The sequence below is a fragment of the Amycolatopsis echigonensis genome, assembly GCF_002846615.1.
Classification (GTDB): Bacteria; Actinomycetota; Actinomycetes; order Mycobacteriales; family Pseudonocardiaceae; genus Amycolatopsis; species Amycolatopsis echigonensis.
This window is the reverse complement of the sequence record NZ_PJMY01000003.1, coordinates 5,747,286-5,772,169: the sequence shown is the minus strand read 5'-3', so window position 1 is coordinate 5,772,169 and position 24,884 is coordinate 5,747,286. Positions and strand designations below refer to the sequence as shown.

Annotated in this window: 23 protein-coding genes; 6 read left to right on the top strand and 17 right to left on the bottom strand. The window is 70.1% G+C overall.

Going from position 1 to position 24,884, the window contains the following annotated elements; all coding sequences use genetic code 11:
• The 5 genes from ATK30_RS32395 to tsaA all read right to left on the bottom strand — a co-directional run bounded on the left by ATK30_RS32395 (position 1) and on the right by tsaA (position 5,582).
• Positions 1 to 2,379 carry an aerobic carbon-monoxide dehydrogenase large subunit gene (locus ATK30_RS32395; protein WP_043833807.1) on the bottom strand — a complete coding sequence of 793 codons (2,379 nt, stop codon included), beginning with the start codon at positions 2,377 to 2,379 and terminating at the stop codon, positions 1 to 3.
• Complete coding sequence (locus tag ATK30_RS32390; protein WP_043833808.1) at positions 2,376 to 2,885, bottom strand: (2Fe-2S)-binding protein; 510 nt, start codon at positions 2,883 to 2,885, stop codon at positions 2,376 to 2,378. The genes ATK30_RS32395 and ATK30_RS32390 overlap by 4 nt, the downstream gene beginning before the upstream one ends.
• A 2-nt stretch (positions 2,886 to 2,887) precedes the next feature.
• Positions 2,888 to 3,778, bottom strand: coding sequence for an FAD binding domain-containing protein (locus ATK30_RS32385; RefSeq protein ID WP_043833840.1), 891 nt, complete (start codon positions 3,776 to 3,778; stop codon positions 2,888 to 2,890).
• Between the two features lie 67 nt (positions 3,779 to 3,845).
• A complete protein-coding gene (locus ATK30_RS32380) occupies positions 3,846 to 4,970 on the bottom strand; it encodes an XdhC family protein (protein ID WP_093574295.1) in 1,125 nt (374 codons plus the stop codon).
• Between the two features lie 102 nt (positions 4,971 to 5,072).
• A complete protein-coding gene (gene tsaA, locus ATK30_RS32375; RefSeq protein ID WP_158242533.1) occupies positions 5,073 to 5,582 on the bottom strand; it encodes a tRNA (N6-threonylcarbamoyladenosine(37)-N6)-methyltransferase TrmO in 510 nt (169 codons plus the stop codon).
• Between the two features lie 807 nt (positions 5,583 to 6,389).
• Here tsaA and ATK30_RS47575 point away from each other — a divergent pair.
• Together ATK30_RS47575 and ATK30_RS32365 are read left to right on the top strand one after the other, a co-directional pair.
• A complete protein-coding gene (locus ATK30_RS47575) occupies positions 6,390 to 6,797 on the top strand; it encodes a transposase (protein ID WP_208637464.1) in 408 nt (135 codons plus the stop codon).
• Positions 6,798 to 7,073: 276 nt separating this feature from the next.
• Positions 7,074 to 8,183, top strand: coding sequence for a polysaccharide deacetylase family protein (locus ATK30_RS32365; RefSeq protein WP_043833812.1), 1,110 nt, complete (start codon positions 7,074 to 7,076; stop codon positions 8,181 to 8,183).
• An 89-nt stretch (positions 8,184 to 8,272) separates the two neighbouring features.
• Here the strand turns inward: ATK30_RS32365 and ATK30_RS32360 are convergent, their stop codons facing one another.
• The gene (locus ATK30_RS32360) at positions 8,273 to 8,746 is read right to left on the bottom strand and encodes an ATP-binding protein (protein WP_051172429.1); all 474 of its coding nucleotides are present in this window, start codon (positions 8,744 to 8,746) and stop codon (positions 8,273 to 8,275) included.
• A gap of 574 nt (positions 8,747 to 9,320) precedes the next feature.
• Between ATK30_RS32360 and ATK30_RS32355 the strand changes: the two genes are divergently transcribed.
• Positions 9,321 to 9,926, top strand: a complete 606-nt coding sequence (locus ATK30_RS32355; protein ID WP_037814765.1) for a TetR/AcrR family transcriptional regulator — start codon at positions 9,321 to 9,323, stop codon at positions 9,924 to 9,926.
• On the opposite strand, the gene ATK30_RS32350 is transcribed toward ATK30_RS32355, so the two are convergent.
• Complete coding sequence (locus ATK30_RS32350) at positions 9,923 to 10,825, bottom strand: NADP-dependent oxidoreductase (RefSeq protein ID WP_101438638.1); 903 nt, start codon at positions 10,823 to 10,825, stop codon at positions 9,923 to 9,925. The two genes, ATK30_RS32355 and ATK30_RS32350, sit on opposite strands and share 4 nt — an antisense overlap.
• 89 nt (positions 10,826 to 10,914) lie before the next feature.
• Here ATK30_RS32350 and ATK30_RS32345 point away from each other — a divergent pair, with 89 nt between their 5' ends.
• The gene (locus ATK30_RS32345) at positions 10,915 to 11,493 is read left to right on the top strand and encodes a TetR/AcrR family transcriptional regulator (protein ID WP_101438637.1); all 579 of its coding nucleotides are present in this window, start codon (positions 10,915 to 10,917) and stop codon (positions 11,491 to 11,493) included.
• Here ATK30_RS32345 and ATK30_RS45430 read toward each other — a convergent pair.
• Positions 11,440 to 12,444, bottom strand: coding sequence for a helix-turn-helix transcriptional regulator (locus ATK30_RS45430; protein WP_167442040.1), 1,005 nt, complete (start codon positions 12,442 to 12,444; stop codon positions 11,440 to 11,442). The two genes, ATK30_RS32345 and ATK30_RS45430, sit on opposite strands and share 54 nt — an antisense overlap.
• A 79-nt stretch (positions 12,445 to 12,523) precedes the next feature.
• Between ATK30_RS45430 and ATK30_RS32330 the strand changes: the two genes are divergently transcribed.
• Positions 12,524 to 12,967, top strand: coding sequence for a nucleoside deaminase (locus ATK30_RS32330; protein ID WP_101438635.1), 444 nt, complete (start codon positions 12,524 to 12,526; stop codon positions 12,965 to 12,967).
• A 1-nt stretch (position 12,968) separates the two neighbouring features.
• Here the strand turns inward: ATK30_RS32330 and ATK30_RS32325 are convergent, their stop codons facing one another.
• Positions 12,969 to 13,622: an NIPSNAP family protein gene (locus ATK30_RS32325; RefSeq protein ID WP_101438634.1), complete on the bottom strand. Its 654-nt coding sequence runs from the start codon at positions 13,620 to 13,622 to the stop codon at positions 12,969 to 12,971.
• A gap of 325 nt (positions 13,623 to 13,947) precedes the next feature.
• Between ATK30_RS32325 and ATK30_RS32320 the strand changes: the two genes are divergently transcribed.
• Positions 13,948 to 14,919, top strand: coding sequence for a chitinase (locus ATK30_RS32320; RefSeq protein ID WP_051172432.1), 972 nt, complete (start codon positions 13,948 to 13,950; stop codon positions 14,917 to 14,919).
• A 393-nt stretch (positions 14,920 to 15,312) separates the two neighbouring features.
• On the opposite strand, the gene ATK30_RS32315 is transcribed toward ATK30_RS32320, so the two are convergent.
• The 8 genes from ATK30_RS32315 to ATK30_RS32280 all read right to left on the bottom strand — a co-directional run bounded on the left by ATK30_RS32315 (position 15,313) and on the right by ATK30_RS32280 (position 24,770).
• Positions 15,313 to 15,582 carry a hypothetical protein gene (locus tag ATK30_RS32315; protein WP_101438633.1) on the bottom strand — a complete coding sequence of 90 codons (270 nt, stop codon included), beginning with the start codon at positions 15,580 to 15,582 and terminating at the stop codon, positions 15,313 to 15,315.
• A 102-nt stretch (positions 15,583 to 15,684) separates the two neighbouring features.
• Positions 15,685 to 16,290 carry a TetR/AcrR family transcriptional regulator gene (locus ATK30_RS32310; RefSeq protein WP_037814758.1) on the bottom strand — a complete coding sequence of 202 codons (606 nt, stop codon included), beginning with the start codon at positions 16,288 to 16,290 and terminating at the stop codon, positions 15,685 to 15,687.
• 130 nt (positions 16,291 to 16,420) lie between these two features.
• Entirely contained in the window at positions 16,421 to 17,587 is a 1,167-nt protein-coding gene (locus ATK30_RS32305; RefSeq protein WP_081684917.1) for an acyl-CoA dehydrogenase family protein, read from the bottom strand.
• Positions 17,584 to 19,536, bottom strand: a complete 1,953-nt coding sequence (locus ATK30_RS32300; protein WP_101438632.1) for an acetyl/propionyl/methylcrotonyl-CoA carboxylase subunit alpha — start codon at positions 19,534 to 19,536, stop codon at positions 17,584 to 17,586. The genes ATK30_RS32305 and ATK30_RS32300 overlap by 4 nt, the downstream gene beginning before the upstream one ends.
• A gap of 5 nt (positions 19,537 to 19,541) precedes the next feature.
• Positions 19,542 to 21,143: an acyl-CoA carboxylase subunit beta gene (locus ATK30_RS32295; RefSeq protein ID WP_101438631.1), complete on the bottom strand. Its 1,602-nt coding sequence runs from the start codon at positions 21,141 to 21,143 to the stop codon at positions 19,542 to 19,544.
• Positions 21,140 to 22,291, bottom strand: coding sequence for an acyl-CoA dehydrogenase family protein (locus ATK30_RS32290; protein WP_101438630.1), 1,152 nt, complete (start codon positions 22,289 to 22,291; stop codon positions 21,140 to 21,142). The genes ATK30_RS32295 and ATK30_RS32290 overlap by 4 nt, the downstream gene beginning before the upstream one ends.
• Positions 22,288 to 23,982 (bottom strand): acyclic terpene utilization AtuA family protein, encoded by a 1,695-nt coding sequence (locus ATK30_RS32285; RefSeq protein WP_101438629.1) that lies wholly within the window; start codon positions 23,980 to 23,982, stop codon positions 22,288 to 22,290. The genes ATK30_RS32290 and ATK30_RS32285 overlap by 4 nt, the downstream gene beginning before the upstream one ends.
• Positions 23,979 to 24,770 carry a TIGR03084 family metal-binding protein gene (locus ATK30_RS32280; protein WP_101438628.1) on the bottom strand — a complete coding sequence of 264 codons (792 nt, stop codon included), beginning with the start codon at positions 24,768 to 24,770 and terminating at the stop codon, positions 23,979 to 23,981. Before ATK30_RS32280 ends, ATK30_RS32285 begins: the two co-directional genes overlap by 4 nt.
• Positions 24,771 to 24,884 lie beyond the last annotated feature (114 nt).

The following is a 24,884-nucleotide window of genomic DNA, read 5'->3' as shown; positions in this document are numbered from 1 at the left end:
TCAGCTGGGTGGCGTGGGGTTCCCCTGCATGGCCTCCCACACCCGGCCGGGGGTGAGGGGCATGTCGGCATGACGCACGCCGTAGGGCTGGAGCGCGTCGAGCACGGCGTTGACCACCGCGGGCGGCGAGCCGACCGTGGAGGATTCGCCGACGCCTTTGGCTCCGATCGGGTGGTGCGGCGAGGCGATGTAGGTCGCGCCGGTCTCCCAGTCGGGGACCTCCAGCGCGGTCGGGATGAGGTAGTCCATCAGCGAACCGGCGAGGCAGTTGCCGTCCTCGTCGTAGCCGACGTACTCCATCAGCGCGATCCCGACGCCGTCGGTGAGCCCGCGGTGCACCTGCCCCTCGACCACGGCCTCGTTGATCCGGGTGCCGCAGTCGTCCACCGCGATGAAGCGGCGCACGGCGACCTTGCCGGTGCCCGGGTCCACGTCGACCACGCACAGGTAGGCGCCATAGGGGTAGGTGAGGTTCTCGGGGTTGTAGGAGACGCTCGCTTCGAGGCCGCCCTCCAGCGGCTCGCCGTCGGGTCCGGCCGGCAGGTCGCGGGCGCCGTACGCGCGGGCCGCGACCTCCGCGATGGTCACCGCCGTGCCAGGGTCGCCCTTCACCCGGTAGGCGCCGTCGGCCCACTCCATGTCGGCCACCGCCGCCTCCAGCACGGACGAGGCGAGCAGCCGGCCCTTCTCCCGCACCTTCCGCGCGGCGAGCACGGCGGCGGCACCCGAGACAGGGGTCGACCGGCTGCCGTAAGTGCCGAGCCCGAACGGCGTCAGATCGGTGTCGCCGTGCACGACGTCCACGTCGTCGACCGGGATTCCGAGTTCCTCGGACACGATCTGGGCGAACGTGGTCTCGTGGCCCTGGCCCTGCGACTGCACCGAGATCCGGACCACCGCCTTGCCGGTCGGGTACACCCGCAGCTCGCAGCCGTCGGCCATGCCGAGGCCCGCCATGTCCATGTCCTTGCGCGGACCGGCCCCGACCGCCTCGGTGAAGAACGAGACGCCGATCCCCATCAGCTCGCCCCGCGCCCGGCGCTCGGCCTGTTCGGCGCGCAGCTCGTCGTACCCGGCGATCCGGACCGCCTCGGCCATCGCGGCCGGGTAGTCCCCCGAGTCGTAGACCCAGCCGGTGCGGGTGGTGTAGGGAAACGCGTCGGGCCGGATGAAGTTGCGGCGCCGGAGCTCGACCGGATCGATGCCCAGTTCGCGGGCGAGCAGGTCGACCATCCGCTCGACGAGGTACACCGCCTCGGCGATCCGGAACGAGCAGGCGTAGGCCACCCCGCCCGGCGCCTTGTTGGTGTGCACCGCCGTGACCGCGCAGTGCGCGGCCTCGATGTCGTAGCTGCCGGTGAACACCCCGAAGAACCCGGCGGGGTATTTCGTCGGCGTCGCGGCCGCGTTGAACGCGCCGTGATCGGCCAGCACCTGGCTGCGCAACCCGAGGATCCGCCCGTCGCGGGTGGCGGCGATCTCGCCGCGCATCACGTAGTCGCGCGCGAAGGTCGAGCTGACCAGATTCTCGGTGCGGTCCTCCATCCACTTCACCGGACGGCCGGTGAGCATCGACCCGACGATCGCGCACAGGTAGCCCGGGTAGATCGGGACCTTGTTGCCGAAACCGCCGCCGACATCGGGCGAGATCACCCGGATCCGGTGTTCCGGCAGCCCCGCGATGACGGCGTAGAGCGTGCGATGGGCGTGCGGTGCCTGGCTGGTGGACCAGAGAGTGAGCCGCCGGTCGATGCGGTCGTAGTCGGCGACCGCGCCGCAGGTCTCCATCGGCGCCGGGTGGATCCGCGGGTAGACCATGTCCTGGGCGAGGGTGACCTCGGCCCGTTCGAACACCGCCGCGGTGGCGGCGGCGTCGCCGCTCTCCCACTCGAAACAGAGGTTGTCGGTGCGCCCTTCGACGTCGTCGCGGACGAGCGGCGCGCCGGGGGCGAGGGCGGTGCGGGCGTCGACGACCGGCGGCAGGACGTCGTACTCGACTTCGATCAGCTCCAGCGCGTCGCGCGCGGAGTACCGGTCCTCCGCCACGACGAACGCGACCTCCTGGCCCTGGAACCGCACCTTGTCGGTCACCAGCACCGCCTGCGTGTCCGCGGACAGCGTCGGCATCCAGGCGAGGCCGCGCTCGGCGAGGTCGGCACCGGTGACGACGGCCTTCACCTTGGGATGCGCCTGCGCGGCGGTCGTGTCGATGCTCGCGATCCTGGCGTGGGCCACCGGTGCCCGGAGCACCGCGAGGTGCAGCATGCCCGGCAGCTGGACATCGTCGACGTACGTGCCGCGGCCGCGGACGAAGCGCGGCGCCTCCCGCAGCGTCCGCCTCCCGAACCCGTGTTCCGCTGGATCGAGGGCGGCGCTCATGTCGCGGTCCCGACGACAGGCCACGGCAGGTCCGGTTCGGGCACGACCTCCGGGTGCTCGGCCGCCCAGCGGACCGACCGGACGATGCTCGCGTAGCCGGTGCACCGGCAGATCTGCCCGGAGATCGCCTCCCGGATCACGGGCTCCTCCGGGTCGGGGTCGCGGTCGAGGAGGGCGCGCGCGGTCATCAGCATCCCGGGCGTGCAGAAGCCGCACTGGAGCCCGTGGCATTCGATGAAGCCCTGCTGGACGGGGTCGAGGAACCCGTCGCGTTCGAGATCCTCGACGGTGCGCACGTCATGCCCGGAGGCCATCGCGGCGAGCACTGTGCACGACTTGACCGGCTCGCCGTCATAGAGCACGACGCACGTGCCGCAGTTGCTGGTGTCACAGCCCCAATGCGTGCCGGTCAGGCCGAGCACGTCGCGCAGGAAGTGGACCAGCAGCAGCCGCGGCTCCACCTCGCGGACGACGTGTTCGCCGTTGACCGTGATTCCCACCTGCATCGTCAGGCCCTCCCCTCGGCCCTGGCGAGGATCCGGTCGCGGGCGGTCGCGAGCGTGCGACGGGTGAGCTCGGCGGCGAGGTGGCGCTTGTACGCCGCGCTGCCCCGGCTGTCGGTGACCGGCTGGCAGCTCTCGGCGGCGATCCGGCCGGCGATGTCGAACGCCCCGGCGTCCGGCTCGCTCCCCCGCAGCGCGGCGGAGATCTCGGGAATGCCGGTGGTGCTCGGCCCGACCGCGGCGAGCCCGACCCGCGCGTCGGCGATCCGGCCGTGCCGGTCGAGCCACAGCGCGGCGCCCGCGGCGGTGACCGCCCAGGCGCCCGAGCGGAGGTCGACCTTGGCGTAGGCGTTGCTGCCGCCCGGGCGGATCGGGAGCCGGACCTCGATCAGCATCTCGGCCTGGCCGACCGCGGTCTCGTAGGGCCCGCGGTAGAACTGCTCCATCGGCACGACCCGGTCGCCCCGCGAATCCCGGATCACGCAGCTGGCGTTCAACGTCGTGCACACCGACAGCAGGTCCTCGGCCGGGTCGGCCTGGCACAGCGCGCCGCCGAGGGTGCCGCGGTTGCGCACCGGCGGGTCCGCGATGACCCGCTCGGCGTCGCGGAAGATCGGGAAGTGCTCGTGCAGCTCGTCCGATTCGAGCAGTTCGCGGTGCCGGGTCATGGCCCCGATCCGGACCTGCTGCCCGACCCGCCGGACGTAGCCGAGCTCGCCGTGCAGGTCGTTGATGTCGACGAGGTATTCCGGGTTGGCCAGCCGCAGCTTCATCATCGGCAGCAGGCTGTGCCCGCCCGCGATGATCCGTGCCTCGCCGCCCAGCCGCTCCAGCAGCCGGATCGCGTCGGCCGCGCTCGTCGCCCGCTCGTATTCCAGTGGCGCCGGGACCTGCATGTCCACCTCCGTTCCGCAACCCGCTCGAAGCGTTCGACCGGGCTTTGTGACCGTACGCTCGGGCGGGTCACTCCGGTCGTGCGTGGATCGGGCCACTGGTGACGCCGAGGCTCACGGCGGCGCCGTCGCACTGAGCCGCGATGATCTCGGCGGCGATCGAGACAGCGGTCTCGGCGGGGGTGCGGGCGCCGATGGCGAACCCGATCGGGCTGTGCAGCCGGGCGAAGTCGGTCTCGGCGGCGCCGGCCTCGCGCAGCCGGCGAAGCCGGTCCTCGTGCGTGCGCCGCGAGCCCATCGCCCCGAGGAAGCAGCCGGCCGGCATCCGGAACGCCTCCATCAGGACCGGCACGTCGAACTTCGGGTCGTGGGTGAGCACGCAGACGACCGTGCGGTCGTCGACGCGGCCCTCGTCGATCTCGCGAGCGAGGTACCGGCTCGGCCACTCGACGACCAGTTCGTCGGCGTCGGGGAACCGGGCCCGGGTAGCGAAGACCGGCCGCGCGTCGCAGACGGTGACGTGGAAGCCGAGCAGCTTGCCCTGCCGGGCCGTCGCCGCGGCGAAGTCGATCGCACCGAACACGAGCATTCGCGGTGCGGGGGCGTACGAGGCGACGTACACCTCGATGCCTTCGCCCTGCCGCTCCCACCCCGGGCCGTACTCCAGAGTGGTGTTGAGGCCCGCCGCGAGCAGCCCGCGGGCGTCGGCGGCCACCAGGCGGTCGACTTCCGCGGCGCCGAGGCTGCCCTCGGCCGAACCATGGCGTACGACGAGACGCCGGCCCACCTGCCGCGGATCGGGGTGCCGGATGACCGTGACCGTCCCGACCGCCCGCCCCGCCGCGATGTCGTCGGCCACCCCTTCGAGTTCCGGGTAGCGCGTGCGGTCGACCGGCTCGACGAACACGTCGAGAATTCCGCCGCAGGTGAGACCGGCCTCGAACGCCTCGTCGTCGCTGACCCCGTAGCGCCGCAGCACCGGGACGCCCGTCTCGACTACCTCCGCGGCGAGTTCGTAGACCGCGCCTTCGACACAGCCGCCGGATACCGATCCCACCGCCGCGCCGTCGGCCCGGCGCAGCAAGGAAGCGCCCACCGGACGTGGTGCCGACTTCATAGTGCGCACGACAGTGGCCAGACCGGCTGCCCGGCCGGCTCGCCAGTCCTCGACGAGTTCGGGCACGACTTCCTGCATGCTGCGATCGTGACGGCCGCCACGCCCCCTTTCAACGACGACCTCAGCATTTACTGAATCCGCCGCCCGAGCCTCCGGCGCGGACCCGCGAACGGGCACGCGTCACTGCGCGCCGGGCTTGAGATCCGCCGGAGTGGCGCCTTCGCGGAGCGGGACGGTGTCGAGCCAGCCGCAGCGGGGTTCGCCGGGCGGCCGGTCGAATTCCGCGACATACGGTTTGAGGTCGATGACCGGCGTGCCGTCGACCAGATCGACGCCCGCGAAGCGCACGTTCCGGCCGGTGACGTCGAGAATCCGGACCAGGCTCAGCCCGATCGGGTTGACCCGGCGCGGCCCGCGGGTGGCGAACACCCCGATCTGCCGCGGCGTGGGCCGCAGCAGGAAGGGCACCTGGGTCATCGGCGGCGGCCCGCCGGGATCGTCATTGCGGTGCAGCCAGCTCAACAGCCAGGCGTAGTCGAAGCCGTCGAGGTCGGCGAGCCCGGCGGCGTAAGGCTCGGCGATTTCGAGGACGCCCTCCTCGGCACGGTTGAGCGCGGCCTGCACCGGCGTCCGGTCCCGCCGCCGCCGGGGCGTGCGGACGACCCCGATCGGCTCCAGCGGGCAGCTCACCGGCCCGCCCGGGCGAGAGGGGTCCCGACGAGGTGCCCGGGGTTGCGGATCGACATCGAACCTCCGTTTCGCGAACGTGCGCCCAGGATAGGGCTCGCGACAGCGGGAGCAACGCGGCGCGGCCGTCTCGGCGGCGCCGGGCAGGGACGACCCCGCGCTGCTTCGCGTTCATCAGGTTCCCGGCGGCTTCCCCGCGCCCGGGCATGCTCGGCAGCTTCCCGGAGCCTCGGTTCGCGGTCGCCCGGCCCCTGTCGCTCCGGGGGACACAGCACCGGATTCCTCCACTGAGCGAGCCGTTCCCCCGCGCTTCGTGAACGCGGGGCGGTCGCACCCCGCGCCTCTTCAGCACCTCCCGGAACGGACCGGTTCGCGATTCCGGTTGCTTGCCGCCCAGCCACGGAACCAGGACGGTCCGTTCCTCCGGGTTCGAGGTCGCGGCCCAGACCCGCTCGACCTCGGCCACCGGCACCGCCCGGGGGCCGCAGGGAGCCCTTGGCGATCTCCCCGGCGAGGGCAGGCAGTTCGGCCAGGATTCCGCGCAGGCCCACCGCACCCTGGTCGCTGCCGACGATCTGCAGGCCCGACGCGCGCAGAGCGGCCGACGGAACCGGTGCCTCCGCTCCCGCGACCGAGCCGATCTGCACCCAGGACAACGGTTTTCCGCGATCGTCGCGGCCGGTCACGGCCGCGCCGATCGCGTCCGCCGCGGGCTTGCCCCAGAGGTAAGCGACCTCAGCGTGCTGCCCTGGCAGCGGGAACCCGACACCGCCTGGGCGCGGGAAGGCAAGCGCCGCCGCGCGGGCCCCGGTGTCCTGGCCCGCCGCCGAGGGCGACCGGGTCGCCGGCTTCAGCCTGCGGCACGTGCGCGAGGCCGGAATCCCGGCCCGGCGACGAGCCTCGAAAGCCGGGACCGCCCTGCTCGACCGCTGGCTGCTGGTCCAACGGGACAACGAGAAACCCGCCACGCCCGCGCACCTGTGGCTGGCCAGCCTGCCCGGCACCGCCCGCCCCGCCCTCCAGCGCCTGGTCCGGCTCGCCAAAACCCGCTGGGCCGTCGAAACCGGCTACCGCGAACTCAAAGACACCCTCGGCATCGACCACTTCGAAGGCCGCACCTGGCCCGGCTGGCACCGCCACGTCACCCTCGTCACCGCAGCACTGCTCTTCCTCGCCGAACACCGCGCCCGCACACCAAAACACGCGGCCCCGGCCTGACACTCGGACAGACCGCCCTGCTCCCGCAGAACCTGCTCACCAGCTGGACCGGGGCCTGCGCGCTATGCCAACAACAACCCCCACCCGGACAAAGCCCTATCAGATTCCCTCAGGGTTCCCCTCACGGAGCGTCCGCACCGCGTGACGTCGACGGCGCTGTCGCGGCATCTGGCTGGGGGCGAGGTTGCGTTTCGGTGTGCAGTCACACGGACGCGCCACCCGAGGCTGCGCCCGGCGTCTTCCCCTCAGGGGGAAGATCCGGGCAGGGGGTGGGAAATGGCACGCTTGGCCGGCAAACCGGGAACGTGGTTGTCGGTGGCCGTCGCGGTGGCGCTGGCGGCTGTCGCACTGGTGGTGCTCGACGGCCGTCCGCCGCCGGACGGAAAGCCGCTGCCCTCAGCGGCTCCGCCGTCCCGGGACGCGGCGTGGATGCACAGACTGGCACCGGGCGAGAAGCCGCCGCAGTTCGTGCTGTTCTCCTTCGACGGCGCGGGATCCCACGATCATTGGCGACGCGTGCTGCCGCTGGCGAAGTCCGTGCACGCGCACTTCAGCGGGTTCCTGTCGGGCATCTATTTGCTGCCCGATTCCCAGCGAGACCGTTACGCCGGGCCGGGGCATCGGCCGGGCAAGGCGTCGATCGGATTCGGCGGTTCCGAGGACGACGTGCGCACGCTCGTGGCGGACCTGAACACGGCCGTGGACCAGGGCGAGGAGATCGGCACGCACTACAACGGCCACTTCTGCACCGGCTCCGAGCCGAGCGTCGGACGCTGGAACACGACCGCATGGGACAACGAGCTGCGGCAGTTCTTCGCTTTCGTCGACGCCGCACGCGCCGGACGCGGCCTGCGTGTCGACCCGGCGACGATCAAGGGCGGCCGCACCCCGTGCCTGGAGGGCGATTGGGCCCAGGCGTTCCCGGCGATGCGCCAGGCGGGGATGCGCTACGACTCCAGCCAGCCCTCGGACGGGGTGAGGTGGCCGGCCCAGGCGAACGGCATCTGGGAGTTCTGGATGCCGTATGTGAAGGTTCCGGCGCTGCACAAGAAAGTCATCATGATGGACTACAACCTGTGGTTCCAGTTCAACCACGCGCGGGAGGACAGCTCCCGCACCGCGGAGTACACCCAGGACACTTTGGACACCTACCGCGGAGCCTACGAAGCGGCGTTCACCGGCAACCGCGCACCGCTGGTGGTGGCCAACCACTTCAACGACTGGGCGGGCGGCGCCTTCGCGAAGGCCACGGAAAGCTTCATGGGCGAGGTGTGCGTCAAACCGGAGACCGTGTGCGCCACCTACAGCGAGGTCATGCGGTGGATGTCGCTGCAAGACCCGGCCACGCTGGACAAGTACCGTGCTATGCCCGCGGCACAACCCTGACCGGACCGGGCAGCCGCGCGCTGACGGTGCGGGCGGGGTCGGCTTCCTCTCCTCGCGCGCCGCTCCGCAGCGGCTGGAAAGACCGCCCGTCAGGAAGCGCTCAGGGCACCATCGGGATGGCCCGGTGACACGCTTCGTCCCTGCTCAGGCGAAGCGGCGGCGTCGAGCGCGAACTCGGCCCAGACTGTCTTGTGCCGCGCGAAACTGCGGACCCCCCAGCACGAGGCGAGCCGATCGACCAAGACCAGCCCCCGTCCGCCGGTGTGGTCAGGAGACCGCAACCTGGGCATCGCGGACGACGCGTCGTCGACCTCGATCCGGAACACGCCGCGCCCATGATCGGCGGTCAGGCGGCACTTCGCCGGGGCCGCCCCGTGCCGGCAGGCGTTGCCGGCGAGCTCGTCGGCGACGAGGACCGCGTCGGAAGTCAGGAAACCGTCCCGGCCGGCCAGCAGCCGCTGAACCGCGCGGCGGATCTCGCGCAGCGACGTCGGCCCCAGATCACAGCAGAATTCCACGGACAACGACTCGCGGTCTGCGGTGCGGGGAATGCGTGCCAGCATATTTCACCCACCCTCGACTATCGCGACAGACACCAGGACGTGCAGCGAATCGCAAAGTACCCGAGCGGCGGCGAAGGCAAACAGACGAGCCAGCCCGTGGCTGTCTTCCCCTCCAGGTCTTGATCGAACTCCTGGAAGACCCGACCGCGCCCGCCGAAGCGACATCACGACCATGTCCGTCACCGGCGCACGAAGGACGCCGCGTACCGCGCCTGCCACGGTCAGGCTTGGCACGAAGCTCCCCCGGCACAGCTCACGGCCTGGACCGAACGCGCTGCTGCGACCCGAGCCGCCGGCCGCCACCGCTGTATACACCCGGCCAATGCCGCAGTTCAGCCCCGATCGACCTTGATTCCGGCACCCCGGCGGCTGGCTCCAGCGACTGCACAATGCGAGCCCGCGACCACCAAAGGCGCTATTTTTCCCGGCCGCAGTCGCGTGGCTCGGCTTTGCTCATCGGCAGGACATCCCCGAGTGCGGGATGCATCACCGGATTCCTCCACTGAGCGAGCGCTTACAATGAATCCGACGGGCGGACTCACCGGCCGGCGCGGGACTAGAGGAGGATCGCCGGATGACCACGCTCTCGGCCGACCTGTGGCCCGACGTGCAGCCTGAGACCGCGCGACGGCTGATGCTCGCCGGGGTGGAGTCGTTCGCCGAGCGCGGCTACCACGCCACCACCACGCGGGACATCGCCGGTGCGGCCGGGATGAGCCCGGCCGCGCTGTATGTGCACTTTCCGTCCAAAGCCGCGCTGCTTTTCGCGATCAGCCGCAACGGACACGAGCAGACGCTGGCCCTCGTCGAGGACGTGATCGGGCGCGTCACCGGCCCGGTGGAGCGGATGCGGTTGCTCGTCGAGGATTTCGTCGCCTGGCACGCGCGGCGGCACACGGTCGCGCGGGTCGTGCAGTACGAGCTGAATGCGTTGCCGGAGAAGGAATACCAGGTCGTCGCACAGCTTCGGCGGAAGATCGAGCAGCGCGTGCGCGAGGTGATCGCCGACGGGGTCGAGTCCGGTGCGTTCACCGTCGGCGACGTCGGGATCGCGGCGCGCGCGGTGCTGTCGCTGGGCGTCGACGTCGCGCGCTGGTACAGCGAGCGGACCCGGCAGACCCCCACTGAACTCGGCAAGGAGTACGGCGAACTCGTCCTCCGCATGCTCGGCGCGGGCTAGAGCGCCAGCACCAGCTTGCCCCGCGCCCGCCGCGACTGGCTCAGTTCGAGCGCGGCCCGCCAGTCGTCCAGCGGAAAAATCCGGGAAACCGGGATCGAAAACCGGCCCTCCGCCGCTAGCGACGCGAACTCGCCGAGGACGTCGTAGCGCGGCTGAGCGCCCGAGCTGACAATGGTCTGAACCCCGGGCTGGTCCGAGCTGAGGTCGAGCTTCAGCACGTGTCCGGGCTCCTTGACCGTGCGCACGAGCTCGCTCACCTTGCCGCTGAACGGCGCCGCATCCAGCACGCGATCGACCGGTCCGCCGGCCAGCGCCGTCACGCGTTCGGCGATTCCGTCCTGGTAGCCGGTGACTTCCGCGCCGGCCGAACGGAGCGCGGCGGCGTGCGTTTCGCCCGCGGTGACGATCACGCGTGCGCCGCGCAGGAGCGCGATCTGCGCCGCGGCGAACCCGGTGGTGGTGCCCGCGCCGTGAACGAGCAAGGTGCCGGAGCCGAGTGCGTCGAGCGCCGCGTAAGCCGTTCCGACCGCCATCGGCAGAGCCGCCGCGTGGACCGCGTCGACCCCGTCCGGCCGCGGGAACCACGTATCGAGCAGCGCCTGTTCAGACGCGCCCGCGGTGGGGCCGGTGAACGGCGCGATGCCGAAAACCGGGTCGCCGACGTCGACGCCGGTCGCGCCTCCGCCGAGCGCGTCGACCGTGCCCGACACCTCCAGGCCGATCCCGCGCGGCAGGTCACCGGCGAAGAGGCCCTCGCACAACGCCCAGTCCGCCGGGTTCAGGCCGCACGCCTGGACCGCGACGCGGATCCGCCCCGGCCCGGGTTCGGGGACCGCGGCGTCCTCGACCCGCAGAACCTGGGCCGCAGGACCGTGTTCAGAGAAACGAAGGGTGCGCATCCGGCCGTCTCCTCGTGAGTGATGACAGAAGCTGTCGTCACTGACGCTACCAGAGTGATGACAGCATCTGCTGTCGCTACACTGGCCCCATGGCGCGATGGGAGGGCAACACCCGGAACCGGCTCGAGCAAGCCGCACTGGAGTTGTTCGAGGAACAGGGCTACGACCGCACGACGGTCGCGCAGATCGCCCAGCGCGCGAACCTCACCGAGCGGTCGTTCTACCGCTGGTTCGCGGACAAACGGGAAGTGCTGTTCGGCGGCAGCCAGGAACTGGAAACCGAATTCGTCACCGCGATCGACGCCGTCCCGCCCGGAACGCCCGCGCTGCCGACCCTGCTGACTGCCTTCGCTACGGCGCCACGCGTATTCCGTCCGCGCGAATTCCTGCTGCGCCGAGCAACAGTGATCGCCGCCAATCCCCCGCTGCGCGAACGGGAACTGATCAAACTCGTCACCATCTCCGAAACCCTCACCAGCGCATTGAACGACCGCGGCATCGATCCCCAAACCGCCCGGCTGGCCACCGACCTCGGACTCTCCGTCCTGCGACTCGCGACCGAACGCTGGATGGCCGAGGAACACCGTGACAGCAACGGTTTCCCCGAAGCCCTGTCAATTGCCGCCGCGGACTTGCTCGCCGTCGCCACCGGCGGAAGTCCGGCCTGACGTCGCCCGCGCGAATCGTTCCGCGATCTTCGCCATCCGGTCCAGCAATTCCGGCGGACCGTCCTCCACCACGAAGTCGAATTCCCACTGCGCCAGGTAAAACGGGATGGATTCGAAGGTTTTCGCGCCGGTGCGGATCCGGCAGGTTTCGTCGTCGATCGGCTCGATCACCGCCGTCGTCGGGGAAATCCACGCCGTCAGCACTTCCGCCGGAGCCGACACGCGCAGGGTCACGATGTGCGGATACGGCGCGGTCGCGATCCGGCTCGACACGTAAGCGGCGAGGTCCTCGGCCGGGGGTTCCCTTGGCGTGAAACGGAAACTAGGCACCGGGACACCGTCGATGCGGTCCAGCCGGAAGGTGCGCCAGTCGTCTCGGCCAAGATCCCACGCGACGAGGTACCAGCGCCATCCGGCGTGCACGAGCCGCAACGGTTCCACGTCGCGTTCGGCCACCTCGCCCGCGTGGGTGCCGTAGGTGAACCGCAGGCGCTCGTTGTCCCGGCACGCCGCCGCGACCACGGTCAGCAGCTCCGCGTCGATCGTCGGCCCGCCGCCGGGGATCCGGACCATCGCCGAATCCATCGCCCGCACCCGGTGCCGCAGCCGCGCGGGCAGCACCTGTTCGAGCTTCGCCAGCGCCCGCACGGACGTCTCCTCGATGCCCGACACAGTGCCGTTCGCCGCCGTGCGCAGGCCAACCGCCACCGCGACCGCTTCGTCGTCGTCCAGCAGCAACGGCGGCAGCGCCGCACCGGAACCCAGCCGGTACCCGCCCGCGACCCCCGGCGTCGCGTGCACCGGATAGCCGAGCTGCCGCAGCCGTTCGACGTCGCGGCGGATCGTCCGGACGTCGACCCCCAGCCGGCCCGCGAGGTCCGGGCCAGGCCATTCGCGACGCGCCTGCAACAGCGAGAGCAGGCGCAACAGGCGTTCGGACGTTCCGTACATGCCGAGTACTCTGCCACGCTTCGCGGACAGCTTCGGTCCTCGATCGCCAGGGCGTCCCGGCGGCGTGCGAAAGTGACGCATGCTCGACGACCTGCTCGCTGTCGCCCGCGAAGAGGCGGAAGCCGGAAAAGCCGAGGGCGGCGTGCCGATCGGCGCGGCCCTGTTCGACCGCGACGGGAAGCTGCTCGGCCGCGGCCACAACCGCCGCGTCCAGGACGGCGACCCGTCCCTGCACGCCGAAACCGCAGCCTTCCGCGCCGCCGGCCGCCGCCCGCACTACCGCGACACGATCATGGTCACCACGCTGTCGCCGTGCTGGTATTGCAGCGGCCTGGTCCGGCAATTCGGCATCCCGCACGTGGTGATCGGCGAATCCCGCACCTTCACCGGCGGCCACGGCTGGCTCGCCGACCACGGCGTCCGCGTCGACCTCCTCGACGACCCCGCCTGCGTCGCCCTGATGACGGAATTCATCGAACGGGAACCGGCGCTCTGGTTCGAGGACATCGGCGAACAGACGTGACTCATGCCAGCGGCGAAAACTCCAGCGGCACCGCGATGACCGACTCCGCGTCGAGAATCTCCTCCGGCGCGCCCGGCGGCGGCCACATCCCCTTCGCGTAGAGGTCGCGGCGGATCGCGAGCCGTTCGTCCAGGCTCGCGAACGGCCAGATCTGGATGATCCGGTCCGGGCCGTCGAGCGCGTACATCACGACGGTCAGCGGATCGACCAGATGCCGTGCGGGCAACGCTTCACGCCAGCCGTCGATCGTCGCGGTCAGGCCGCCCGGCCGAAGGTGGTAGTCGCGGATTTCGTACACCGAGCCGTACTTGCCCGGTCGCACCGGCGGCACGAACGGGAACGGCGCGAAACTCTGCAGCGACAGGTCGGTCAGGCAGCCGCCGCCGAACGGTGCGCGGCTGTGCCGGGCGCGCAGCCGCTCCTCGTCCAGCGCTTGCTGATTCTCGAACCCGCGCAGCACGACCAGCCTGCCGAGCGGACCGTTTTCCGTCTGCCAGCAGCCGAGCAACTCGCCGTGCCCCTCGACCCACGGCAGCACGCCCTCGGCGGCTTTCGGACCGTCGAGCAGCTGGAACGACAGAATCGCCAGCTCGTACCGGACAGCCTGCTGCTCCGGGGCGACGTCGGCACCGCTGATCCGGACCGGTTCGGTCATGACGCTCCCACTTCGTTCGCTCGCCTTCCAGCCTGACACAGCCGCGCGGCCGCGCTCGCTGAGCGGACTCGGCTGCCCTCCCGGCCACGCACCGCTTCCCGATCGTCCCGCTGACCGGCGCCCCGGAACCTCCCGGCGACCTCGGCGCCCTCGGTGAGGTTTTTTCCCACTCCCGCCCATGTCTTGACACTTCTCAATGGTCTAGTCCATTGTGACTGCGCACACACTCCCCCGAGTGCCTGCGGGGCGCCGCCGCCACGTCCGGCTTCGCCAGGTGCTCCGATGACGCGCGCCGCGAGGTGCGCGTTCCCCCGTTGGAGGACCCATGAAATCCTTGCGCCGCACCAGTTCCCGCCGGAAACTCGCCGGACGTCTCGGCGTGCTGGCGCTCGTCGCGGGCGCCGCTCTGTCCACCGCGACCGGCACCGCCTCGGCCGCGGGAGACCCGGTCCTCGCGGCCCCGTACCTGTACCAGTGGGGCGGCCAGAGCGATCCGTCCGCCGCGATGGAGGCGACCGGCGTCAGCGCGTTCACCCTCGCGTTCATGCTTTCCGGCGGCGGCTGCACCCCCGCCTGGGACGGCAACCGCCCGCTCGACGGGACCGACGCCGCGATGATCCAGAAGATCCGCTCCGCGGGCGGCGACGTGATCCCGTCGTTCGGCGGCTGGCAGGGCAACAAACTGGGCCCGAACTGCGGATCGCCGGAGGAACTGGCCGGCGCGTACCAGAAGGTGATCGACGCCTACGACCTCAAGGCGATCGACCTCGACATCGAGAACACCGACGAGTTCGAGAACGCGGCGGTGCAGGACCGGATCCTCGGCGCGGTCAAGATCGTCAAGGAGAAGAACCCGAACGTGCGCGTCGTGATCACCATGGGCACCACGCCGCAGGGCCCGAACGACTGGGGCAAGCGCCTGGTCTCGCAGGCGAAGGCACTGGGCGCGGACGTCGACGTGTGGTCGCTCATGCCGTTCGACTTCTCCGACGGCGGCGACATGGTCGCGATGACGAAATCCGCGGTCGACGGCCTGGTCGGCGAACTGAAGTCGACGTTCGGCTGGGACGACGCCACCGCCTACCACCGCGCCGGACTGTCGTCGATGAACGGCAAGACCGACCGCGCGGGCGAGGTCGTGTCGGTCGCGGACTTCACCGCGATCCGCGACTGGGCCGCCGAACACCACCTGGGCCGCGTCACGTTCTGGGCGACAAACCGCGACTGCGGCGGCTGCAGCGGGATCGACCAGGAGAACTACGCGTTCACGAAGGTCGTGGCCGGGTACAACGGCTGATCACGGGCCGGGCTGGGTTGAGCCGGGTGGCGGTTGCGGCGAGGCGGGTCAAGTCGAGCAGCGATCCTGCCGACCTCGGCCGAACTGACGGCGGCTCGGCTGGCCCTGGCCCGGCTGGGCAGCGATTGGGCTGGCCCGGATCAAGCCGGGCAGCAACTCCGCCGACTCGGGCCAGGTTGGCGGGTTCGACCGGCCCGGATCAAACCGGCGGCGGTTCAACTGAGCGAACCAGGCGCCCTTCGAGCGAAGACTCGCGGGTCACCCCGGTGGACTGAACCACCTCGCGCGCGGATCACGGCCGCCGGGTCTGGCGACGGGGGCCTTCCCGACCGGGAGGTCCCCGTTCTGCCGTCCGTCACACATCGTGCACGGATACGGCCGAACGAGTGAAGATCAGGCAGCGGCGGTGACCGACAGCGCGGCCGCGCCGGCCTCGGTCAGTTCGGCGGGAACCCGGCCCGCGGCGGTGACACCGATACCCGGACGGACGTAGCCGCCCTTGGCGAGTGCGTGTGCGGTCATCTGGTCGCAGCAAGCGAAACCGTCGACGAACAGGTCGGGCTCGCAGCTGGTGGACATCTCCGCGCGCTGCTGCGCGACCGCTTTGAGCATGGCCATCGCGCGATGGGTCAGCTCGACGGTCACCCCTTCTGCACCGGACACCGGGATCGCCTTCTTCCTCGTGGGCTACTTACTCAACGTTATCGCCGATTGGGCCGAATGTGTTAACAGCCACACTGTAGCGGTTCGGGAATGTGACGATGCCTAGACCTGTTCGGTTCCCGCCAGGCGAGACTCGAGCGTCCGCGCCCACTCGCGCACGATCTGCTCGCGGCGGCGGGTGTCGTCGGTGAGGAGGTTGGCGAGGCCGAGCCCGCGCCCGAGGTCGAGAGTGGCCTGGACCAGTTCGCGGACGCCCGGCTGGGCCTCGTCGACCCCGAGCAGTTCGACCGCGACCCGGTGCGCCTCCCGCCCGACGCGCGCCTCCAGCGGCACCAGCACGTCGCGCAGCTGGTCGTCCGTCGACGCGACGGCCCACAGCTGCAGCGCGGCGCGGAACATCGGCCCGGTGTAGAGGGTCAGCAGCATCTCGACGACCCACTCGATCCGCGACGAGCCGCCCGGCGACCCGGCCGCGCGCGTGCGCAGTTCGTCCAGCTGGGCCTCGCCGAGCAACTCGACCGCCGCGGCGACCAGCGATTCCCGCGTCGGGAAGTGGTGCTGCGCGGCGCCCCGGGAGACCCCGGCCCGCTCCGCGATGACCGCGACGGTCACCCCGTGCCACCCACGCTCCCCGATGCAGTCCATCGCGGCTTCGATCAGCCGCCGCCGGGTGGTACGGCTGCGTTCCTGTTGCGGTTCGCGGAGCATCAGCTCTCACCCGCCCGAGCCAGTCCGCACCGGCAGCAGTTCGTGAGGGGAACCCACAGGGAATCTGATTCCCTCAGGGTTCCCCTCACGAACCACCGATCGCCGACGCACCTCATGACTTCACCCTTGCTCAGTACGACTTCGGCAGCCCGAGGCTGTGCTGACCCACGAAATTCAGCACCATCTCGCGGCTCACCGGCGCGATCCGGCCCAGGCGCACGGCCGTCACCAGGCTTCCCAGGCCGTATTCGGTCGCCAGCCCGTTTCCGCCGTGGGTCTGCACCGCCTGGTCGACCGCGCGGATCGCGACCTCCGCCGCCGCGTATTTCGCCATGTTCGCGGACTCGCCGGAGGCGAAATCGTCGCCGGCGTCGTACAGCGAGGCGGCCTTCTGCGTCATCAGTTTCGCCAGCTCAAGCTCGATTTTCACCTGCGCGAGCGGATGCGCGAGCCCCTGGTGCGACCCGATCGGCGCGCCCCACACCTGCCGTTCGTTGGCGTAGCCGACCGCCTTGTCCAGGGCGTACCTCGCGGTGCCCAGCGAGAACGACGCGCCCATGATGCGCTCCGGGTTCAGGCCCGCGAACAGCTGCGCGATCGCCGCGTCCTCCTCGCCCACCAGGGCTTCCGCGGGCAGCCGCACATCGTCCAGAAACAGCGAGAACTGGTTTTCCGGCGCGACGATGTCCATGTCGATTTTCGTGAACTCGAACCCGGGCGCGTCCGTCGGCACCACGAACAGCGCGGGCTTCAGGCGGCCGGTCTTCGCGTCCTCGGTGCGGCCCACGACGAGCACCGCGTCCGCCTCGTCGACGCCCGAGATGAATACCTTGCGCCCGGACAGCACCCAGTCGCCGCCGTCGCGACGGGCGGTCGTCGTGATCTTGTGCGAGTTGGAACCGGCGTCCGGTTCGGTGATCGCGAAGACGATTTTCTTGCTGCCGTCCGACATTCCGGGCAGCCACTGCTTCTTCTGGTCCGGCGTGCCGAAGCGCGACAGCACCGTCCCGACGATCGCCGGCGACACCACCATCAGCAGCAGCGGCGAGCCCGCGGCCGCGAATTCCTCCAGCACCGCGGCGAGATCCGCGATCCCGGCTCCCCCGCCGCCGTATTCCTCCGGCAGGTTCACGCCCAGGTAGCCGAGCCGCCCGGCTTCGTTCCACAGCTCGTCGGTCTTCTCGCCCGCGCGGGCCTTTTTCGCGTAATAGCCGTGCCCGTACTTGCCCGCCAGGTCGGCCGCGGCCTTCCGCAGCGCCACCCGCTCTTCGGGCTCGACGAAGTTCATCGCGTTCATTCGGTCTCTCCCACCACAGCCAGCACCGCGCCTACTTCGACCTGTTGCCCAACCTCGACCGGCAGTTCGGCGACCACGCCGTCCGCCGGGGCCGAGATCCGGTGTTCCATCTTCATCGCTTCCAGCCACAGCAACGGATCGCCCGCCCGCACACTGTCTCCTGCGGACACTGCGAGCCGCACGACCGTGCCCGGCATCGGCGCGAGCAGCGAACCCGCCGCCAGTGCCGAATCGGGGTCGGCGAACCGCGGCTCGGCGGTCAATGTCACCGAACCCAACGGAGAGTCCACATAGGACACCGCGCCGTGCCGGGCGACGGCGAAGGTCCGGCGCACTCCGGCGATGTCGAGAACCACCTGGTCCGGCGTCGCGGCGACCAAGGCGACGTCGTCGTAACCCTCGGCACGCAGGCCGTCGCGGGTCAGCGAGTAGACGACCTCGTAACGGTTGTCTCCCTTGGCGAATACCTTGCGCTGACCGCCGGAACGGACGTTGCGCCAACCGCTGGGCAGCCGCCCCAGAGTGGTCGCGGAGGCCCGGTTTCCCGCAGCATCGGCCAGTGCGGCGGCCAGCGCGGACCAGTGCTCGGTGTCCACAGTGGCCAGCGGCGCGGCCAAAGTGTCCAGTCCGTGCCGGTCGAAGAACGCGGTATCCGTTTCTCCGGCAAGGAAAGCTTCGTGGCGCAGGATCCGGACCAGCAGGTCGCGGTTGGTGACCACGCCGTGAATCTTCGCGCCAGCCAAGGCACCGGCGAGCCGACGCGCGGCTTCCGCCCGCGTAGGAGCCCACGTGATGACCTTCGCCAGCATCGGGTCGTAATGGACGCCGATCACTGAACCGGATTCGACCCCGGAGTCCAGCCGCAGCCCGGCGCCGTGGGTGAATTCGCGGTCCACTCCGGACACTTCGAAGGTGTGCAGCGTCCCGCTCTGCGGCTGCCAACCGGCCGACGGGTCTTCGGCGTACAGGCGGACTTCGATCGAATGCCCGTTGGCGGCAGGCGGCTCCCCAGGCAAGCGAGCGCCCTCGGCCACCGAAAGCTGCAACGCCACCAGGTCCAGCCCGGTGACGTTCTCCGTCACCGGATGCTCGACCTGCAGCCGCGTGTTCATTTCCAGGAAGTAGAACCGGCCGTCCGGACCGGCCAGGAACTCGACGGTTCCCGCACCGACGTAGTCGATCGCCTGCGCGGCCTTGCGCGCGGCGTCGAACAGTTCGGCCCGCATGGCCTCGTCCACAAAGGGCGATGGCGCTTCTTCGACGACCTTCTGATGCCGGCGCTGGATGGAGCACTCCCGCTCCCCCACCGCCCAGACCGTGCCGTGCGAATCGGCGAGCACCTGGACCTCGATGTGCCGTCCGGTTTCGAGGTACCGCTCGCAGAACACCGTCGGATCGCCGAACGCCGACCCGGCTTCGGCACGGGCGCTCTCCACCGCTTCGGCCAACTCGTCCAGCGAGCGGACCACGCGCATGCCTCGACCACCGCCCCCGGCGGAAGCCTTGACCAGCAGCGGAAGATCGGCCTCGGTCACCGTTTCCGGGTCCAATTCGGACAGTACCGGGACCCCGGCGGCGGCCATCAGCCGCTTCGACTCCACTTTGGAGCCCATGGTCTCGATCGCCGCCGGCGGCGGGCCCACCCAGGTCAGCCCGGCGTCGAGCACCGCGCGGGCGAAACCGGCGTTTTCGGACAGGAACCCGTACCCGGGATGGATCGCATCGGCCCCGGCGTCCGCTGCGGCTTTGACGATCAGTTCGGCGCGCAGATACGTCTCGCCCGGAGCGTTGCCCGGCAGCCGGACCGCGACGTCGGCTTCCCGCGCGTGCGGCGCGTCGGCGTCCGCGTCGGAGAACACCGCGACCGTGCCGATTCCGGCGTCCCGGCAGCTGCGGAACACGCGGCGGGCGATCTCGCCCCGGTTGGCGACCAGCAGATTCTGGATCATGGCCCTCACATCCGGAAGACGCCGAAGCCGCCTTCGACGCCCTTCACTGGTCCGTTGTGGATCGCCGACAGGCTCATCCCGAGCACCGTGCGGGTGTCGCGCGGGTCGATGATGCCGTCGTCGTAAAGCATGCCGGAAAGGAACATCGGCATCGATTCCGCCTCGATCTGGTTTTCCACCATGGCGCGCATCGCGGCGTCGTTCTCCTCGCTGTACTCCTGGCCGCGGCTCGCCGCGGCGGCACGGGCCACAATGGACAGCACGCCGGCCAGCTGGGCTGGTCCCATCACCGCGGATTTCGCGCTCGGCCAGGCGAACAGGAACCGCGGATCGTAGGCGCGGCCGCACATTCCGTAATGCCCGGCCCCGTAGGACGCTCCCATGAGGACGGACAGGTGCGGCACCTTCGAATTCGACACCGCGTTGATCATCAGCGCGCCGTGCTTGATGATCCCGCTCTGCTCGTATTCCTTGCCGACCATGTAGCCGGTCGTGTTGTGCAGGAACACCAGCGGCGTGTCGATCTGGTTGGCCAGCTGGATGAACTGCGCGGCCTTCTGCGATTCCTCGCCGAACAGCACGCCCTGCGCATTGGCCAGGATTCCCACCGGATAGCCGTGGATGCTCGCCCATCCGGTGACCAGGCTCGGCCCGTACAGCGGCTTGAACTCGTCGAAATCCGACCCGTCCACGACGCGTGCGATCACCTCGCGCGGGTCGAACGGGATCTTCAGGTCGGTCGGCACGATGCCGAGCAGATCCTCGGCGTCGAACAACGGCTCGGCGTAATCCGGTTTGGGGGACGGACCCTGTTTGGTCCAGTTGAGCCGCTTGATGATGCCGCGGCCGAGCCGGATCGCGTCCTCCTCGTCCACCGCGAGGTAATCCGCGAGCCCGGACGTCCGCGCGTGCATCTCCGCGCCGCCGAGGGATTCGTCGTCGGATTCCTCGCCGGTCGCCATCTTGACCAGCGGCGGACCGCCGAGGAAGACCTTCGCGCGTTCCTTCACCATCACGACGTAGTCGGACATGCCCGGCAGATACGCGCCACCCGCGGTGGAGTTGCCGAACACCAACGCGATTGTCGGTACCTTCGCCGCCGAAGAACGTGTCAAATCACGGAAGATCCGGCCGCCGGGAATGAAGATTTCCTTCTGCGTCGGAAGATCCGCGCCGCCGGACTCGACCAGGTTGATCACCGGCAGCCGGTTCTGCGCCGCGATGTCCGCCGCCCGGAACGACTTCTTGGTCGTCCACGGATTGCTCGCGCCGCCCTTGACCGTCGGGTCGCTGGCCGAGATCAGGCATTCGACGCCCTCTACGACACCGATGCCGGTGATCACGCTCGCGCCGACCCGGTAGTCCGAGCCCCACGCGGCCAGCGGCGACAGCTCCAGGAACGGCGAATCCTCGTCCAGCAGCAGTTCGATCCGCTCGCGCGCCAGCAGTTTCCCGCGCTTGCGGTGGCGTTCGACGTACTTTTCCCCGCCGCCGGCGACCGCCTTGGCGTGTTCGGCGTCGATCTCCGCGAGCTTCTCCAGCATCGCCTCGCGGTTCGCGGCGAACTCGTCGGCCCGGGTGTCGACTGTGGACCTGATAGTGGTCATGCGGTGTATCCCAATCGCTTCGCGGCCAGTCCGGTGAGGATTTCGGTGGTGCCGCCGCCGATGCCGAGAATGCGGACGTCTCGGTAGTGCCGCTCCACTTCGGACTCGCGCATATAGCCGAGTCCTCCGTGCAATTGCACCGCCTCGTTCACAACCCATTCGGCAGCCTGCACCGCGGTGTTCTTCGCGAAGCACGCTTCGGCGATCACTTCCTCGCCGGACACGTGCCGAATCGCGACCTGCCGGGCGTACGTCCGCGCGACGTCGATCTTGCAGGCCATCTCGGTGAGCTTGTGCTGGACGAGCTGCCGCGAAATCAACGGACGCCCGAACGTCTCGCGCATCCGGCACCAGTCCAGCGTCAGATCGAGTGCTCGCTGCGCGTGCGCATAGGCTTGCACCGCCAGCGAAAGCCGTTCGGTGACGAACTGCGTGGCCACCTGAGCGAACCCGCTGTTCTCCGCACCGACCAGGTTCTCCGCCGGCACTCGAACGTCCACATACGACAGTTCAGCGGTGTCCGAAGCCGCCCAGCCCATCTTCTCCAGCTTGCGCGACACGGTGAACCCAGGCGTCCCGCGCTCGACCACGATCAGCGAAAGCCCATGCGCGCCTGCCTCGCCCGTTCGAACCACAGTGGTCACGAAGTCCGCGCGGCACCCTGACGTAATGAACGTCTTGGCCCCGTTGATCACATACTCGTCGCCCTCGCGCACGGCCGTGGTGCGGATCCCGGCGACGTCGGAACCGCCGTCCGGTTCAGTAACCGCCAGCGAACCGATCTTCTCGCCTTCGAGGGTCGGCCGGACCCAGCGTTCGATCTGCACCGGGTCGCCGGCCTCGACGATGTGCGGGACCGCGATCCCGCAGGTGAACAGCGACGCGAACAGTCCGCCGGACCCGCCCGCGTAGTGCATTTCCTCGGCGACCACGAGCGCGTCGAGGTAATTGCCGTCGCCGCCGCCCGCGGATTCGGGGAACGCGACCCCGAGCAGGCCCAGTTGCCCCGCCTTGCGATGCAGGTCGCGCGGCAGTTCCCCGGCCCGCTCCCAGTCGTCCAGGTGCGGCAGCACGTCCTTCTCCACGAACCGGCGCACCGTCGCGCGCAGTTCGGTGCGTTCCGGCGTGCGGAACGGATCCACGGTCACAGCAGGGCCTCCGGAACGTCGAGTTCGCGCGCTCGCAGCCACTCGCCGAGCGCCTTCGCCTGGGGATCGAACCTGGCCTGCGAAGCGACGCCGTCGCCGAGAATGCCCTCGACCACGAAGTTCATCGCCCACAGGTTCGGAAGCAGATGCCGGGTGACCGGCAGTCCTTCGGTTTCCGGCAGCAGACGGCGGAATTCCCCGACGGTCAGCCGGTGCACGAGCCAGCGCCAGGCTTCCTCGGACCGCACCCACACGCCGAGGTTCGCGTTGCCGCCCTTGTCGCCGCTGCGCGCCCCCACCACGAGCCCGAGCGGCACGCGCCGCACCTTGTCCGCCTGCAACGGTTCCGGCAGTGCTGGCTCGTCCACTTCGGACAGCTCAAGCGTCTCGGAAGCGGGGGCGATGTCTACTTTGGATCCGTCCGGCAGCACCGCGACATGCGGTACCGCGGCAGCGTCCACAAAGGCCGCCGAATAGACCCCGAACGGCGACGCGTCCGAAGGCGGTGCGGTCACGTGGAATCCCGGGTAGCTCGCAAGCGCCAGCTCGATCGCCGCTCCGCTGAACGCGCGTCCGGCGATCTTCGGATCGTTGTCCTTCACCGCGACGTGCAACAGCGCGCTCGCGCGTTCCTCGGTGTCGGCATCCGCGTGATCGGTGCGCGCGAGCGTCCACCGGACCTCGGCTGGCGGACGCTTCGCCAGCGCGCCTTCCAGCTGTTCCCGCACCAGCGCGGCTTTTTCCTCGATGTCCAGTCCAGTAAGGACGAACGTCGTCTCGTTCCGGAACCCGCCGAGCCGGTTCAGACACACCTTCAAGGTCGGCGGCGGCGCTTCCCCGCGAACCCCGCTGATCCGCACCCGGTCCGGTCCGTCGTCCGACAACGACAGCGTGTCGAATCGCGCCGTCACATCCGGATTCGCATACCGCGCGCCGGTAATCTCGTACAACAGCTGCGCCGTGACAGTTCCGGTATTGACGACACCGCCAGTGTCCGGATGCTTCGTGATCACGCTGGACCCGTCCGCGTGGATCTCCGCGATCGGGAACCCCGGCACGCCGATCGGCTGTTCCCGGAAGAACGCGTAGTTCCCGCCGGTCGCCTGTGCGCCGCATTCGATGACGTGACCCGCCGCGACCGCACCGGCCAGCGCGTCGTAGTCGTCGCGGGCCCAGCCGAAGTGCGCTGCCGCCGGTCCGACGATCACCGACGCGTCCGTGACCCGCCCGGTCACCACCACGTCCGCGCCGGCCTTGAGACATTCCGCGATGCCCCACGCGCCGAGATAAGCGTTGGCGGTCAACGGTTTCTCGAACCCGAACTCGTCGGCGCGCGCGATCAGGTCGTCGCCCTCGACGTGCGCGATCTTCACCTCGACCCCGAGTTTCGCGGCCAGTTCGCGCAGCGCGTCGGCGAGCCCGGCCGGGTTGAGCCCGCCCGCGTTCGCGACGATCCGGACGCCTTTGTCCTTCGCCAGCCCGAGGTTTTCCTCCATCTGCCGAAGGAACGTTTTGGCGTAACCACGAGCCGGGTCCTTCATCCGGTCGCGGCCGAGGATGAGCATGGTCAGCTCGGCGAGGTAATCGCCGGTCAGAACGTCGAGCGGGCCGCCGGTCAGCATTTCCCGCACCGCGGAGAACCGGTCGCCGTAAAATCCGGACGCGTTCCCGACACGCAACGGCGCGCTCATGCGAACTGCCCCGGTTTGCGGCCCGCCCCGGGCGGCCCGGCGAACGCCTGCGCGATGCCCAGCCATTCCTCGACATCCGCGCCCGTCGCGACCAGATCAGTGTCCGCCGGATGCCGGCGCTGCGTGGCGACCAGGCAGAAGTCGAGCGCACTGCCGGTCAGCCGCTGCTTCGCGTCTTCCGGTCCGAACGCCCACGTGCTGCCGTCCGGCGCGGTCAGCTCGACTCGGAACTCCTCGGTCGGCGGCGCGAGCGAATGCACCTTGTACGCGAAATCGCGCGTCCGCGTGCCGAAGCGGGCGATGTGCCACAACCGTTCGGTGGGCTCGCGCTCGACGCCGAGCGCGTCGGCGATGTCCTGGCCGTGCGCCCAGGTCTCCATCATGCGCGCGGTCGCCATCGAAGCTGCGCTCATCGGCGGGCCGTACCACGGCAGCTTCTGCCCCTCCGGCACCGCGGCCAGGGCCTCGGCCAGCGCGGCTCGTCCGGCTCGCCACTGCGCCAGCAGTTCGGCCGGGGGCAGCTGAGCCCCTTCCTCGGCACCCGCGTCGACGTAGTTTTCGCCGATGCTCAACAGGTTTTCGACCTCGGACTGCCAGTCCTCCGGCCGGCTCGCGGAGATCAGCGATTTGCCGTCGGTCCACGCCAGATGCGCGATCTGATGCGCGATGCTCCAGCCGGGCGCCGGCGTTGGCCGGGCCCATTCCTCGGCGGGCAACCCGGCGACCAGGTCGTCGACCGCCTGCGATTCGGCCGCGAGATCCCGGAGGATCCCCGCGAGATCAGCCATTCCTGCGCCTCCCTGCGTCCGCCGCACCACCTCGTGCGGACCCAGCGTGACCCCTGACGGCAGAAAAATCAAGCGCGCCTGATTGTTTTTGGTCCGGCCACGCTCCGTGAAGGA